This is a genomic window from Pseudomonas sp. GM33, assembly GCF_000282295.1.
In the GTDB taxonomy this organism is placed as follows: Bacteria; Pseudomonadota; Gammaproteobacteria; order Pseudomonadales; family Pseudomonadaceae; genus Aquipseudomonas; species Aquipseudomonas laurylsulfatiphila.
On sequence record NZ_AKJO01000072.1, the window covers coordinates 34214 to 48858 of the forward strand.

Below are 14645 nucleotides of genomic sequence, written 5' to 3' on the forward strand. Positions count from 1 at the left end.
GAAGCGGGTTACGGCGTCACCGTGCGCCGAAACTTGAGTGACCAGCCTTGTTGCATACCGGCGGCGGCCAGCAGGATTGCCGCGACGCCGATCCACTGCAGCGGCTCCAGACGATGGCCGAAGGCAAACCAGTCGACGAAAATCGCCGCAATCGGATAGATGAAGGACAGCGCCCCCGTCAGCGCAGTCGGCAGTTTTTGAATGGCGCCGTACAGCAACACATACATCACACCGGTGTGCACCATGCCCAGTGTCACCAGGCTGGCCCATGCGCTCGGCGCCTGCGGCAGTGTCGACAGATTGGCGAATGGCGCGAGCAACAACACGCCGGTGCTGACCTGGATCAGCGCAATCAGGTGCGGTGGCGTCCCCGTCAAACGCTTGATGATCAGCGCGGCAATCGCATAGAGAAACGCCGCGCCCAATGCCAGGGCAATGCCCGTCAGGTAATCGCTGCCGCTCTCGCCCTGGCTGCCATGGGCACTGACGATGGCCAGCATTCCGAGAAACGACACGCCCAGCCAGACCATTTTCTGTGCGGTGATCTTTTCGTTGAGAAACAGCGCCGCCAGCCCGACGAGCATGAACGGCTGAACGTTATAGACGGCGGTACCGATGGCAATCGACGCCCGGGAATAGGACGCGAACAACAACACCCAGTTGCCGACAATCGCCACCCCGCTGAGCACGGCGAGCAAAAACGTGGTGCGGGTCAGAATGCCAGGGCGCAGAAAGCCGAAGGCGGCGCAAATCAGCAGCAAGGTGCCGGCACCGAACAGGCAGCGCCAGAACACCACATCCAGCACCGGTTGCCCGGACACCAGCACGAACCAACCGATGGTGCCGGAGATCAGCATGGCGGCCGTCATTTCAAACGAACCGCGGCGTAGATTTTTGTCCATCATCAGACTCCTCTGTTTGTGGCCAAAGTATGCCAATGCACCACAGCGCCACTCCATAGCAAAAAGCAGGCTAAACTCTGATTCAGCCTTTTTTATGAAGGCAGTTTCGAAAAAATGCCTAACAGAGGGTTTCGCCATGACCGATGACATCGACCAAGTGCTGATCACGGCCCTGATGGAAGACTCGCGACGCTCGCTCAAGGCCCTGGCGCAAATCAGCGGCCTGTCCTCCCCCAGTGTTGCCGAACGCCTGCGCCGCCTGGAAGAACGTGGCGTGCTCAAGGGCTACACCGTTGAAATCGACCCGAAAAGCTTCGGTTATCAACTCCAGGCTATCGTGCGTATTCGCCCGTTGCCGGGCCAGTTGCAAGAGGTGGAACGGCAAATCATGGCCATTCCCGAATTCACCGAGTGCGACAAGGTGACCGGCGACGACTGTTTCATCGCACGCCTGCACGTGCGCTCGATGGAACAACTGGACACCCTGCTCGACCGCCTCAACACCCACGCTGAAACCAACACGGCCATCGTCAAGAAAACCCCGGTCAAGCGCCGGTTGCCGCCCATGGCGTGAGTGATATTTGCTTCAGGCTGAAGTAGATTGATGGTTTCCGGCGAAGGATTGACGGCATGAAAACTCAGACAATGCTACTGATCGCAATGATGCTTGCGGGTTGTGGCACGATTCAGACGGTAGTGCGCAGTGACGAAGTGGCCTCGAAAAGTCTCAAGAAACAAAAGAGCTACTGCGGTGCGGTACCGCGAATCTACAGCGGCGTGACCTACGACTTTTGCATGCTGAACGCGCCCCTCGAAAACGGTCGGGATGCGCAGGTACATGGCCCCGCCCCCGCCATCGTACTGCTCGACGCGGTCGTGTCCGGGGCGATGGATACCTTGCTGCTGCCCTATACCATCTACCGTCAGCAAGCCGACGGCAGCATTGTCATTACCGAGTAATCCTGGATTCCAGGCAATAAAAAACCCGCCTGAGCGGGTTTTTTTACTTCAAGACCGACGATCAATCATCACGGCCCATGATGCCAAACAGCTGCAACAGGCTGACGAACAGGTTGTAGATCGATACATACAGGCTGATGGTAGCCATGATGTAGTTGCGCTCGCCGCCGTGAATGATGGCGCTGGTCTGGAACAGAATGCAGACCGAGGAGAACAGCACGAAACCTGCGCTGATTGCCAGTTGCAGACCGCTGATCTGGAAGAAGAAGCTCGCCAGCGTCGCACCCAGCAGCACAAAGAAGCCTGCCGTGATGAAACCGCCGAGGAAGCTCATGTCCTTGCGGGTGATCAGCACATAGGCCGACAGGCCGCCGAACACCAGCGCGGTCATCGCGAAGGCCGAGCTGACCACTTCAGCGCCGCCCTGCATACCCAGGTAACGGTTGAGGATCGGACCGAGCAGGAAACCCATGAAACCGGTCAGGGCAAATGCCGACACCAGGCCCCAGGCCGAATCACGGAGTTTGTTGGTGAGGAAGAAAAGACCGTAGAAGCCGATCAGCACCACGAAGATATTCGGGTAGCCAACACGCATCTGCTGGGCAACGTAGGCCGTCACACCGCTGAATGCGAGGGTCAGGGCGAGCAAGCCGTATGTGTTGCGCAGGACGCGGCTAACCTCTAGCTGCTCAGCCTGCACGCTGTTATTAACTGCGTAATCCTGTTCGCGCATGGCGACACTCCTGTTGGTTTGAAACGTTCAGTCGCAAAGATCATAACAGACGCTCTGTAACTAGCTATGCAGAGAGTTTGACAGTGTGTTTCATTCAGGTATTATGGCGCCCGCAACGCAAACGGAGGTGTGGCCGAGTGGTTTAAGGCAACGGTCTTGAAAACCGTCGACTGTAACAGGTCCATGAGTTCGAATCCCATCGCCTCCGCCATCTTTATACGACAAAGCCCTGATTATTCAGGGCTTTGTCGTTTCTGGGGTTTGGTAAAGTTTCCCAGCCCACACTTCAGCCCACTCCTTTGCAGCAGCAAACTGGCAGATGCCCAAGCGTATCGATACAAGCGTAGCACCCCTGACTCCACCCAAAAAAAGACGGCCCGAAGGCCGCCAAAGTACTGCATGGAGTTAGTTTGCGGGTGGCTGCTCAGGATGCTTGCCGGCGTGCACCGGCGGTAGCAGCCATGCCGCGAGTGCCGGTAGCAACAGGATGGCGCCCCAGACATTGACCAGGAACATGAACGCCAACAGCACGCCCATGTCGGCCTGGAACTTGAGGGTGGAAAACACCCATGTGGACACGGACACCGTCATTGTCATGGCGGTGAACAACGAGGCAGTGCCACGCTGCTTCAGCGCTTCGACAAACGCCTGACGCAGGTCCGAATGACGTGAATGCATTTCGTGCTTGATCCGCTCGAACAAGTAAATGCCGTAATCCACGCCGACCCCGACGCCCAGGGCCACCACCGGTAGCGTGTTGACCTTGAGACCGATACCCAGCCATGCCATCAACCCGTTGCACAGCACCGTGACCAGCGCCAGCGGAAGGATGATGCACAGGGTGATACGCAGCGAGCGAAAGCTCAGCAGGCAGAGTAAGGTCACCGAGCCGAAAAGCGCGAGATTCACCCACTTGTCCGCCGCCTCGACCGCCTCATTGGTCGCGGCCATTACCCCGACATTGCCACTGGCCAGTTGAAAACGAAGGTCATCGCCGTCGTGGGTTACCTTGAACGCCTTGATCCTTTCGATGATGTTGCTGATAGTCGAGGCCTGGTGATCTTCGGTGTACAGCGAGATCGGCATGGCACTGCAGGTGGAGTTCATCAGTTCATTGCCAAGGCGCGTGGCGAAACCCACGCCTTGGGCAATTTGCGCCTGCTCCTCGGGAATGGTGCGCCATTTGATGAAGGTTTCCGCGTAGCCCTGGGTGATCTGCCCGACATAGCCCGCCAGCCCTCGCACCGTACCGACGCCCGGGGTCTGCTTCATCTCGAATTCGAAATCTTCGACTTTGCCCAGAATGTTGCGATCAACACAGGGCGACTCGTTGCCCTTTGCCTCAACCACCACCTGCAACAGGTCAACGCCGATGGCGAAGTTACGGGTGACCATCGCCACGTCCTGGTTATAACGCGAATCGGCACGCAGCTCCGGGACACCCTGCCCCGTGTCTCCCACCTTCAACTTTCCCGCCTGCCACATGCCGACGCCGAGCAGAACCATCGCAATCAGGATGACCGGCACACTGCCCTTGCGGGTTGCCAATCCCCCCAGGTGCTCCCACAACCAGTCCCCAGAGGTTTCCTTGCCCCGCAGGCGCTCGGCATCCCTGGCCGAAATACGCATGTAAGACAGCAGGATCGGCAACAGCAGTTTGTTGGTGAGGATCATCAGGCTGACCCCCAACGTCGCGGTGATGGCCAGTTCCCGCACCATCTCGATCTGCACGAAGGCGATTACCAGAAACCCCAGTGCATTGGCCAGCAGCGCCATGGCACCTGGAATGAAGAGTTTCTGGAAGCAATTGCGCGAAGCGGTAATGCTGTCGTGACCGCGCAATACCTCCAGTTTCCAGGCGTTGGTCATCTGCACCGCATGGGAGACACCAATGGAGAAAATCAGGAACGGCACCAAAATCGACATGGGGTCGAGTGCCAGTCCCAACAACGGCAGCAGACCCAGTAGCCATACCACCGGGACCATGGCGCAAACCAACGCCCAGGACGTCAGCATCAGCGAGCCGCAATACCAATAAAGCAACAGTGCGGTGATCACGAAGGCCACGGCGAAGAACAGCAGCACCCCGGCGGCACCGTCCGCGATATCCCCGGTCGACTTGGCGAAGCCAATGATGTGCACACTGATGCCATCTTTTTCGTGTTTGGCGCGAATCGCCTCCAGGGACTGGCTGACCGCTTGCAGATCCAGGCGCAAACCGGTCTCCGGGTCCACTTCCTGCAAGTTCGCCACCACCATGGCGGCGCTCAAGTCATTGGAGACGATACGGCCGACCCAATCGGACTTCAGCACATTTTCGCGCACCGCCTTCAGTTGCTCTGGAGTACCGGAGAAGTCGGCCGCAACAATGTTGCCGCCCCTGAAGCCATCTTCTACGACCTCGTTGTAGCGCACATTGGAGGTGAACAACGAAGTGACCGAGCTACGCTCGACGCCCTTGATGTAGAAAACTTCCTCGGTGACCTGATGCAAGCTCTCCATGAATCCGGGGTCGAAGATCTCGCCCTTTTCGTTCTTCAACGCCAGCAATACTTTGTTGGCGCCGCCGAAAACCGACTGATACTTGAGAAAGGACTGCATGTACTCATGCTGCAGCGGGATCATCTTGGAAAAGCCCGCCTCCACACGCAGCCGTGTGGCGGTGAAGGTAAACAGCAGCGTCAATAGAATGAAAAAAATCAGAAGCGGGCGACGCAAGTGAAAAATCCACCAGGACACCCGACCGACCAGACTACGGGAGAAGTGGTGGCGGTCGAGCACCTGAACGTCGCCCACAAGCTCGAGCCCCTGATTGTCGTGGTACTTACTCATAGAAACCTCAATTGGCTGTCGCTTGCGTCAAGCTCAGAGACTGAACACCGGCATCGCCCACGGCCAGGGCTCCGCCGGTCACCGCAACTATCTGCGAGAGCCCGCCACGGGCGGCGTGACTCAACTCAAAGCTTTTGCCATCGTCGTTACTCAGTGCCAGCAACCCGGCATTGCCGACCAGGGCGATACGCCCGTCAGGCAAAACCTGCCCCCCTTGCAGTGCAACCTTGGCGTCCAGGGGAATCAGCTGCCAGGTATCTCCCCGGTCGTTTGAGCGATACAGATTGCCGCGCATGCCGAAAGCCAACAGCGCACCACTTGGCGTCTGCAGTCCGCCAAAAAAAGAACCCTCGTAAGGAGATTGCAACGCTTCCCAGTTCAGCCCCAGGTCACGCGAGCGCAGCAGGGTGCCGGATTCGCCGAAAAGGAACAGGTCACCACCGACCTTCAGCACTTTGGCGATGTGCCGATCAAAGTCCTCCCCCATCACCGTTTTCTTGCTCCAGCTCAAGCCAGCGTCGACGGATTCCAGATAGTGACCGAATGCGCCATAGGCGACGAAATGCTGGCCGCCCAGGTAGGTGACACCGAGCAGCGAATCATGACCGATACCGTCCACCCCTACGGCTGTCCACTGCTGACCGCCATCGGTGGTGCGCAACAGGGTCGCGCCATGTCCAACGGCGATACCCAGTCGGTCGTTGGCGAAAGCAAGCCCGGTCAGGGTTCGATCGGCTGACGTATGAATGCCCTGCCAATGTTGCCCGTCATCCGCGGAACGAAGGATCCAGCCGCGCTCGCCGGCACTGAACAGTTGACTGCCCACGCGCTGGATATCGAGCAGGATGATTCGCTGTGAATTGATCCCGGTCTGGATCGAGCCAGGCGTCTCGGCATGTACAGCAGATGCCGCGATGAGTGCCGCCCACAACACCCTGTGAACGGACTTGCCCAAAATAGCCATTGGCCGCTCCTCTCTTGTATTTGTAATCGACGACCCGCAATCGGGTCGCCTTGAGACTGCCTGAGGGCTTAGTGACCAGCGCGACGCAGAGCATCGGGCTGGAAGTCGGCCTGACGCCCCTTGACGCCGAACTTCCAGGGTTGCTTGACCTCATTGTCCATGCCCGAGACCATGTAGTTGCCGTTGCTCAGGTCATGGAAGATGTTGGCGCGGTACCACGGCACACCGACGTCATAGAACTGGATCATCGGGTGCACGCCAATGCGCCATAGCTGGCCGCGAGTGTCGTAGGCGTCTTCGAGCAACACGGTCCAGCTGTCCTCGTCGAGATACATCACGCGCTTGCCGTAGATATGCTTCTGCCCGGCCTTGAGCGTGCCCTCGACGACCCAGGTACGGTGGAGTTCGTAGCGCATCAGGTCGGCATTGACGGTGCCTTTTTGCAGGATGTTTTCGTATTTCAGCGACTTATCGGACAACTTGTAGTCGTTGTACGGAACATAGATTTCCTGCTTTCCGACCAGTTTCCAGTCATAGCGGTCGGGCGCGCCGTTATAGCCGTCGTACTGGTCGGTCACCCGCATGCTCTCGGTGCCATCGCTGACGTTGTCATACGCCAGATCCGGCGCGCGGCGCACACGACGGGCACCGGCGTTGTAGATCCAGGCCGAGCGCGCTTCCTTGACCTGGTCCACCGGTTCACGCACCAGGTAGACCGTGCCCTGCAACGTGGCCGGTTCGAGGAAGTAGCCCAGGAAGGAAAACAGGTGGTTGTCCATACTGCGATCCATGTTCTGGTCGAACACGCGGTTCTCGCGGAAACCAACCTTGTAGAACTCGCCGCTGCTACGTACCGGGAACCAGTGATAGGTCCGCTCGAAGCCACCGCCCAAGTAGCGAACCAAGTGGTTCCAGATTGCTTCCTGACCATTCTTCGGGATCGGGAACGGTATGTTCGAGCCATTGAGGTTGCTCAGACCGAAACCCTGCAACTCGACCTGAGTGGACTGAGTCTTGGCCTTGGCGGTGACTTCAGCCGGCAGTGCGGCGGTGCGCCGGGTCTGGTAGATCGGCATCTTGAAGTTGTCATACTTCTTCAACAAAGCCAGGGTGCCGGGCGACAGCTTGTCTTTGTATTGATCGGCGTTGGCCGCGGTGATCACCATCTGCGGCTTGTCTTGCGGGAACGGATCAACGTAGCCCTTCTCCGGACTCCAGCCTGCCGGAGGAGCCGTCAGGCCGCCCTGCCAGGCTGGAATGCTGCCATCGGCATTGCCGGCCTTCTCGGCGCCAACCGGAGTGAGGTCGCTACCAAGGCGAGCAGCCTCTGCATCGGTCAATTTGGCGAAAGCGTCGTTCCCGCCAAGCAACAGTGCGATGGCAATAGCCAGGGCACGCGGGGTGTGGCAAGTCTTTATTGTTTTCATGCCTTGTTCCTCATCAGAACTTGTAGCTGTAATTCATCGAGTAGTAGTCCCGGTCACGCAACGGGTCGTACTTGGCGTCGTTGTTGTACGTCACATAGTTGAACTCCAGGCTGTGGGCCTTCAGGTAGTCGAAACGAACGCCGGCACCGACGGTAAACCGGCCTTCGTTGAACTGGCCGTCCATCGAAACCCCTTCCACGTCCTGCCCCAGAAACAAACTCGGGTAAGTGCTGACGCCTACGCCCAACAGGTCCGGGTACTCCAGTTGCCCTCGCAATCTGTAGCCCCAGGCGAAGTCGGTGATGTAACCGTCGTTCTTGCAGCCGTCGGGTTGCGGGTTGGTCGCAGTGCCGCAGAGGTTCCCGCCATAGCTGGGAGCCGAACCCGGGCCAAAGATGAAACCGCGACCGTAACGTATGTCGCTGTCACCCTGAGGGATGTCGTTCCACTGGAAGGCAACTTCGCCGGCCACCTGCAGGCTCGAGGCGCCCAGAACGTTGGGGAACAGGTTGATGCCGTTGATCTGCAGCTGGGTTTTATCGAAGCGGTCATACCCGGTGATATAGGCATTCGGGCCAGCGGCTCGCGCGCCCGCACCTTGCGGCCCCACCCCTTGGGCAGCGGCGGCAAGCAGGTCGTTGCCGTTACGTTGTACCGGCGTGTTTGGCGAGTAGCTCAGTTCCGCACCGACCGACCAACTGGCCAACGTGGTGGCGGCGCTCAGGCCATACAGGTGGATGTCTTCGGGATATTCCCAGAAGGCAGTCGTCGAGGTCGCACCGAACGGCAGATTTTCATGGACCTGCACCGGGTTGAGGAAGGGTGCGCGCGCCCCGGCGGGAATCCGGCCCCAATCGCCGCTTTGGGCGGAAATGATCGGCGTACGCGAGTGGATGGTCATGGCGTAGGCACCGAGCTCGGTGTCGATCGATTCGACCAGATAGTGCAGCGCCACACCCCATTGCCCCGAATCCCGGGCTTCATCGCCAGTGCTCAGCGGGACGTTCATGCCATTGCGAAAGCCGACCGGGTTGCTGACGTTAGGCAGCGACGTGGCCATGGTGCAACCACCCGGATGAGTCGAAATGATGGTTTCGGTGGTCGACCAGTAGTTGCCACAGCCCTCAACGGCAGTAGGCTCCCACTTGAACTGGTAGAACGCATCCAGCGACAGCCCGTCACTCAAACCGAAGCTGCCGGAAATCATCCACACCGGCAGCAACGCTTCCTTGATCTCGGTGCCCGGACGGCGCAGTGAAGGAACGTCGATCGGGTTGATCTGGTTGAGCCCCTGAACAAAGATGCTCTCGCCCCAGTTCAGCACCTGACGACCCAGGCGCACCTGCAGCGGGTGATCGTCCAGGTGGTAGGTGTCGTAGACATAGGCGTCGAGCAGGTAAACGCCTTTGTTCCTTTGCAGGTCGTCAAAGCCGTTATCGGACAATGGCTTTTTCTGGTAACCGTTGGCCTGGTTGCCAAAGTGCACGTCTTCGTCTTCCAGCGCCTGGTCGTACCAGCCCTTCACGCGCAGCATGCCGCCCATGTCGCCGTTGTGCAGGTTCAGTTCGGTGAGGAACTTGCCGATGGTAGAAAACCGGTCGCCGCGATCGTAGTTGAGGTTGCCGCCATCGGTATTGGAACCGCCCAGGCCGTCGGTCTTGCCGATCACCTGTCCGTCGAGTCGACTGTACAACTCGTTATCACGCCCTTCGGCGCGCCAGCTGCTGCCAACGGAAAGTGTGGTGTCGAGGCTCCCCGACCAACCGCTCTCGGTATCAAAATTGAATGCCTGGGCATTGCCGGCGCCCACTCCGAGAATTCCAAGCACGACTGCCTGACCAAGCTGATGCCGGACAAAGCCTGTTTGTGGCGAACTTATTCTTATCATTGTTCACATTCCTAAATAATCCCGACGCTACGGTTCAACCCACCACTCTTTGGCTCCTGGATTTCCCTGTGAAAAAACCTCCCTCCCCAACCACCCGGCCGCCAGAGACTGGCCGGACAAGTAAACATTGACTGCGCAGCGCTTAACCCTCCCGAGATGGGAGGGGGTTGGGAGGGAGGCAGGAAAGGGAGTCACACAGCACTGGCGAATGGGAAATGCAGGCGCACGCCGCTGCCAGCTGTTGCGCACAACAGCCGGAGCGAATCAAGCAGGAAGGGAGAAACAGCCGGGTCGCAAAGGCTGTCCACAAGAGTTCATCGATGACTTGGCAGTTGCCGGCTCAAGTCATCCATGGTCGATTGCGCCCGGAGATGGGTCGCTCAACCAACACGCCGCGAACTGCCCTGCCAGAACGGTTCACGCAGTTCACTCTTGAGCACCTTGCCAGCGCCCGAGAGTGGTAACGCAGCACGGAACTCCACGCTTTTCGGCGCCTTGTAGCCGGCGATTTGACGCTTGCAATGGGCGATCAATTCTTCGCCATTCGGTTCGGTGCCAGGCTTGAGTACCACCACGGCATGCACCGCCTCGCCCCATTGCTCGCTAGGGATCCCGATCACCGCGCACATGGCGATATCCGGGTGGCTGCACAAGGCATTCTCGACCTCCGCCGAGAACACGTTTTCGCCACCGGTGACGATCATGTCCTTGAGGCGGTCGACAATGAAGATGTAGCCATTTTCGTCCATCCTGGCCCCGTCCCCCGTACGCAACCAGCCATCGCCAGGCAGAGCCGACAGGGTTTGCTCGGGTTTATTCAGGTACCCGCTCATTGCATTCGGGCCCCGAACGACGATTTCACCGATGCTGCCACGTGGCACCTCACGGCCATCGTCGTCGACGATCTTGACTTCCACCGCCCGGGTGGCACGACCACAGGAGCGCAACATGCCGGCAGCAGCGGCCTCCGCGGTGTGCTGAGCCGGGCCGAGCAGAGAAACGATGGGCGACATCTCCGTCTGGCCATAAGCCTGGAACAGCTGCAGTTGCGGCAGCATGGCCTGCAGGCTCCACAGCGTCTGCTCCTGAATGGGCGAAGCGCCATACACCAGGTGCTGCAACGAGGACAGGTCGTAATCGTCCACCTCGGGATGATTGATCAACAACTGAATCATGGTCGGCACCAGCATGGCCACCTGAATGCCGTGACGCTGAATCGCCGCCATCGCTTCGGCCGGCTGGAACGCCGGCAGTATGACGTGAGTCGCGCCTTCGAGCACACCGACATAACCGGTGGACATGTCCGCCAGATGGAACATCGGTGCTGCGCGCAGCATGACCGAATCAGGCGGTACCAGGCCCTCGACATCCAGCGCAATCTGGCTGCTCCAGAAGGCCGTATGACTGATCATCACGCCCTTGGGGAAACCCGTGGTGCCGCCGGTATAGAACACACCAAGGAGTGAATCGCCGCCACGTCGGGCATCCTCCATGGGCGAGGCCCGGGCAATCAGCGTTTCGTAATCCAGCATCCCATCCGGCGTGGTGCCGTCACCGACGTAGATGACATGACGCAACGAAGGAACCTGCCTGGATAACCGCAGACCGATGTCCTTGAAGGTCTCGTCAACCAACAGTACCGAGGTTTGCGAATCGGTCAGCGCATACGCGTTCTCCTCCGCACTCCAGCGTGTGTTGCAAAGATTGAGAACGGCATCGGCCCAGGGTACGGCGAAGCAATATTCGAGGTAACGATCAGAGTTCAAACCCAGCATGGCGACGCAATCGCCGCTCTGTACGCCAAGCTCACGCAACGCCCCGGCCAGTCTCGCAACACGCTCGACAAACTGGCGCAGAGTGCGACTGCGATCGCCGTAGATCGTCATTAATCGCTCGGGCGCGCACTGTAGATTACGGTGCAAGGGCTGAGTGAAGTACATGGTCTCTCCTGAAGTTGCAGCTATTGTTATTGTCCGTGCCTTGACGGCAGGAGACGGCAATGCCGGGCGCTCACCGCTTGGGGGCAGGAGCATTGCAGGTCTGGAGCCATCAGCGCTCACATGAACCCTGCATGCACGGTTTCACCACCGTTACCCGGCACCCTACCCCAAGGTGAAAACTGGCAACCCTCCCATCTAGGGAGGGGTGGTGGCGCGGTTCAACGGTTCAATACCTGGACTTTTGCGAGGATGCCAAGGCGATACTGCGTTAGTTAAGCAACCCGACTTGCCGCGCCTTGCTCACTGCATCCTCGCGAGAAAAGGCACCCAACTTGCCGAAGATATTCTTCAGGTGCCACTTGATGGTTCCAGGCGAAAGATCGAGGGCCTTGGCGATGCTCTTGGTTGACAGCCCACGGGCCAGATGTTCGACCACTTCAAGCTCACGGGGCGAGAGGATATCGCTGCCGGGCGCAGGTGCCCGACCACCCTCACCTGTCCCGCTCGAGAGGCTCTGCGAATCGGCGCCGTGCATCAGACAGTGTTGAATGTAGTCACGCTCCAGCGCTGTCAGTGCATCGACACTAAGCGATTGCAGCAGGCGCAGCCCCACCGTTCCTTCATCAAGAAACACCCGGAACATCCCGTATTCGCAGGCATTGCGCAGTGCCGTGGACATGTGGCGCTGGGCCTCTTGTGGTTCATGGAGCGCTGTCCTGGCAATAGCGACACGGATTCGCAGCACGGTAGCTGGTTGTAACTGCCCCCACTCCTGACAGACCAGTGCCCAGCTTTCCCCTACCTCGATCGCGCATCGATAGTCGCCTTCGGCCAGGGCCAAGGCCGTGTGTGCCATTGCGCAGGCCAGGGGGATCTCCGCCCAGGCACAACCGCGCTTGTCCAGGTAAGGCATGGCCAGCGCGCGCAGTCTGCGAAACAGCTCGCGCGCGCGGGCCAGATCATGCTGATGGCAGGCAATACGTATCTGCTCGGCAAAACGCCACGCCTGCAGGCGATCAAGGCCAATGCTTTCGGCGATCTCGCCCAATCGATCGAGGGTGGCGTGGGCCGCCTCCAGCCTGCCCGCAGCACACTGCAAATGCGCCTGGGCAAGGTAGGTATACAAAATGCAGTCAGAGGTCCCCAGGACCTCGGCGACCCCGAAGCAGCCTTCAACGTAGTCCTCGGCGGCTTCCAGGCTGTTCAAGTGATAGCAGGTCAAGGCCAGGGTAGACTTGATGAAGATGGCGACATCCTGCGCCAGTGACTCGTTGCGCGTCACTTGCACCAGGACACCTTCGAGATCGCGCCGGGCCTGGTTCATATCGCCCTGGACAAAAAAACTGAGGCCACACAGCGCATCGAAAAACGGTCGGGCCCGAGGGCCTTGCGCGCGCCGGAGCAGACCCCGCGTGCTGTAGACCAGATCCCGTACAAACACTGTTCGACCCGCCTTGAGCAATGCCACGCCACCAAGGGTATAGAGCATCAGCAGGTGAAAGTTGCGCTGGCTGGGCGGCTGCGCCATCAAGGGCTCGAGCAGCGCCAGTACAGCTGTCGTATCGTCCCTCCTGAGCAGGTACATAGCCCTCAGCAATTGCAACTCAGTGTCTATTTCCGGCCGGCTGACTTCCGGGTGAGCTTCGATCGAGGCGAGTGTGAGCTCGAATCTCTCCATGCGATTGCAGGTGAGTTCTGCCCAGGCAACCGCCAGGAGCAGGTCAATCTGCTTGGACCAGGCTTCACGCGGCAACTCGTCGGCCAACTGCAGCAGTTGTGCAAAATGCGCGTCACCGATCAACGACCTCGCCGCCCGTGCCAGCAACTGCACGCTGCCCTCAAGATCCCGGGCTGCCTGAGCATGACGAATCGCCTCGACGTACAAACCGTGGTCGGCAAACCATTGGCTGGCGGCATGATTGACCCGAATCACCTCCACAACCGGCAGCTCATTGCGGCGCCGTTGCAGATACCCGGAAAACATCTGGTGGAAACGGAACCACTGCAGGCGACCCTCAAGGTCGATCGGCAACAGGAACAGATTCTGCTCGAGCAATATGTCAAGCACCGCCGCGTTTTCCGGGCTGCCCGTCAATGCGACGCACAGCTCGCGATTGAATCGTCGACAGGTCGAAACCTGGACCATGGCAGCGATTTGCCCGGCAGAAAGCACACGACTGATGCAGTCATCCAGGTAGGCATCGAGACCTGATTCATCGATCGCCATGACCATGCCGCCACAGGCTCGCAGGCTCTGTTCAAAATTACCGCTGTGGCGAAGTGACAGGACACCGATCTGCAGGCCCGCGGCCCAACCGTCCGTCAGCTCATAAAGACGTTGTTGCTGCTCGCCGGACAGGTTTTCTAGACCGTTGAGCTCAAGCAGACTGAACTGTTCCTCGGCCGTCAGGCGCAAGTCGGCAAAATCAATCTGGGTCAACTGCCCCTTGATGCCGATCGCCAACAGATTGAGCGCCGGACGCTGGCGTGTGGTGATCACCAGATGGAAGTTGTCCGGCGCCAGATCGATCAGGCGCTGGATCATCGCCAATGCCGGCTGCGCAGTGAGGAAATGCAGGTCTTCGAGGAATAGATAAATCGATCGAGGATGCTCGTAGAGCGCGTTGACCAGCAGCGACAGCAACACCTCCAGCGAACGCTGGTCAGTGCGCTCGCTCAGGCCAATGATGTCGTCGCCGACAGCCAGGCCCGCGGCCCCCAGGCTGGCGACCAGATACGCCGCCCAGAGCGTCTCGTCGTCGGCCCCCAGGTTGAACCAGGCGACGTCCAGCCCCGCACCGATCAAGCGCTGGCGCCATTGCGCCGCCAGTGTGCTCTTGCCACTGCCCGCAGGCCCCAGGATCAAGGTCAACTTGCGCTCGCGCCCTGCCTCGATCAGTTCCAGCAGACGCTCACGCGGCAGCGACCGGGGATCGATTCGGGGCGGCGACCATTTGGTGCGGATGAGTATCGTGTTGGAGGATTTCATAAGGCTAGCG

At 59.3% G+C, this 14645-nt stretch carries 10 protein-coding genes and 1 tRNA gene; 3 read left to right on the forward strand and 8 right to left on the reverse strand.

The features are described from left to right. Positions 1-8: 8 nt before the first annotated feature. Entirely contained in the window at positions 9-902 is an 894-nt protein-coding gene (locus tag PMI26_RS18890; RefSeq protein ID WP_007973354.1) for a DMT family transporter, read from the reverse strand. 136 nt (positions 903-1038) lie between these two features. On the opposite strand from PMI26_RS18890, the gene PMI26_RS18885 reads away from it, so the two are divergent. Continuing rightward, on the forward strand, positions 1039-1476 hold the full coding sequence (locus tag PMI26_RS18885; RefSeq protein WP_007973356.1) for an Lrp/AsnC family transcriptional regulator: 438 nt from the start codon (positions 1039-1041) through the stop codon (positions 1474-1476). Positions 1477-1532: 56 nt separating this feature from the next. After that, complete coding sequence (locus PMI26_RS18880; RefSeq protein WP_007973357.1) at positions 1533-1862, forward strand: YceK/YidQ family lipoprotein; 330 nt, start codon at positions 1533-1535, stop codon at positions 1860-1862. Between the two features lie 61 nt (positions 1863-1923). Here PMI26_RS18880 and PMI26_RS18875 read toward each other — a convergent pair whose 3' ends face one another. After that, positions 1924-2595: a Bax inhibitor-1/YccA family protein gene (locus tag PMI26_RS18875; RefSeq protein WP_007973359.1), complete on the reverse strand. Its 672-nt coding sequence runs from the start codon at positions 2593-2595 to the stop codon at positions 1924-1926. 123 nt (positions 2596-2718) lie between these two features. On the opposite strand from PMI26_RS18875, the gene PMI26_RS18870 reads away from it, so the two are divergent. Beyond that, a tRNA-Ser gene (locus tag PMI26_RS18870) sits at positions 2719-2806 on the forward strand. Between the two features lie 194 nt (positions 2807-3000). Here the strand turns inward: PMI26_RS18870 and PMI26_RS18865 are convergent. From PMI26_RS18865 to PMI26_RS18840, 6 genes are all read right to left on the reverse strand, one after another. After that, entirely contained in the window at positions 3001-5427 is a 2427-nt protein-coding gene (locus tag PMI26_RS18865) for an efflux RND transporter permease subunit (RefSeq protein ID WP_007973361.1), read from the reverse strand. A 7-nt stretch (positions 5428-5434) separates the two neighbouring features. Beyond that, positions 5435-6391: a WD40/YVTN/BNR-like repeat-containing protein gene (locus PMI26_RS18860; RefSeq protein ID WP_007973362.1), complete on the reverse strand. Its 957-nt coding sequence runs from the start codon at positions 6389-6391 to the stop codon at positions 5435-5437. Between the two features lie 68 nt (positions 6392-6459). Beyond that, a complete protein-coding gene (locus PMI26_RS18855; protein ID WP_007973364.1) occupies positions 6460-7818 on the reverse strand; it encodes a DUF1329 domain-containing protein in 1359 nt (452 codons plus the stop codon). Between the two features lie 13 nt (positions 7819-7831). Next, entirely contained in the window at positions 7832-9646 is a 1815-nt protein-coding gene (locus PMI26_RS18850) for a DUF1302 domain-containing protein (protein ID WP_238540806.1), read from the reverse strand. A gap of 440 nt (positions 9647-10086) precedes the next feature. Next, positions 10087-11646, reverse strand: coding sequence for an acyl-CoA synthetase (locus PMI26_RS18845; protein ID WP_007973369.1), 1560 nt, complete (start codon positions 11644-11646; stop codon positions 10087-10089). Between the two features lie 268 nt (positions 11647-11914). After that, on the reverse strand, positions 11915-14635 hold the full coding sequence (locus PMI26_RS18840) for a LuxR C-terminal-related transcriptional regulator (RefSeq protein ID WP_007973372.1): 2721 nt from the start codon (positions 14633-14635) through the stop codon (positions 11915-11917). Between the last annotated feature and the right edge of the window lie 10 nt (positions 14636-14645).

Coding starts and splice junctions, on each gene's coding strand:
- PMI26_RS18890 (WP_007973354.1), bottom strand. CDS start 902: ATGGACAAAAATCTACGCCGCGGTTCGTTTGAAATGACGGCCGCCATG.
- PMI26_RS18885 (WP_007973356.1), top strand. CDS start 1,039: ATGACCGATGACATCGACCAAGTGCTGATCACGGCCCTGATGGAAGAC.
- PMI26_RS18880 (WP_007973357.1), top strand. CDS start 1,533: ATGAAAACTCAGACAATGCTACTGATCGCAATGATGCTTGCGGGTTGT.
- PMI26_RS18875 (WP_007973359.1), bottom strand. CDS start 2,595: ATGCGCGAACAGGATTACGCAGTTAATAACAGCGTGCAGGCTGAGCAG.
- PMI26_RS18865 (WP_007973361.1), bottom strand. CDS start 5,427: ATGAGTAAGTACCACGACAATCAGGGGCTCGAGCTTGTGGGCGACGTT.
- PMI26_RS18860 (WP_007973362.1), bottom strand. CDS start 6,391: ATGGCTATTTTGGGCAAGTCCGTTCACAGGGTGTTGTGGGCGGCACTC.
- PMI26_RS18855 (WP_007973364.1), bottom strand. CDS start 7,818: ATGAAAACAATAAAGACTTGCCACACCCCGCGTGCCCTGGCTATTGCC.
- PMI26_RS18845 (WP_007973369.1), bottom strand. CDS start 11,646: ATGTACTTCACTCAGCCCTTGCACCGTAATCTACAGTGCGCGCCCGAG.
- PMI26_RS18840 (WP_007973372.1), bottom strand. CDS start 14,635: ATGAAATCCTCCAACACGATACTCATCCGCACCAAATGGTCGCCGCCC.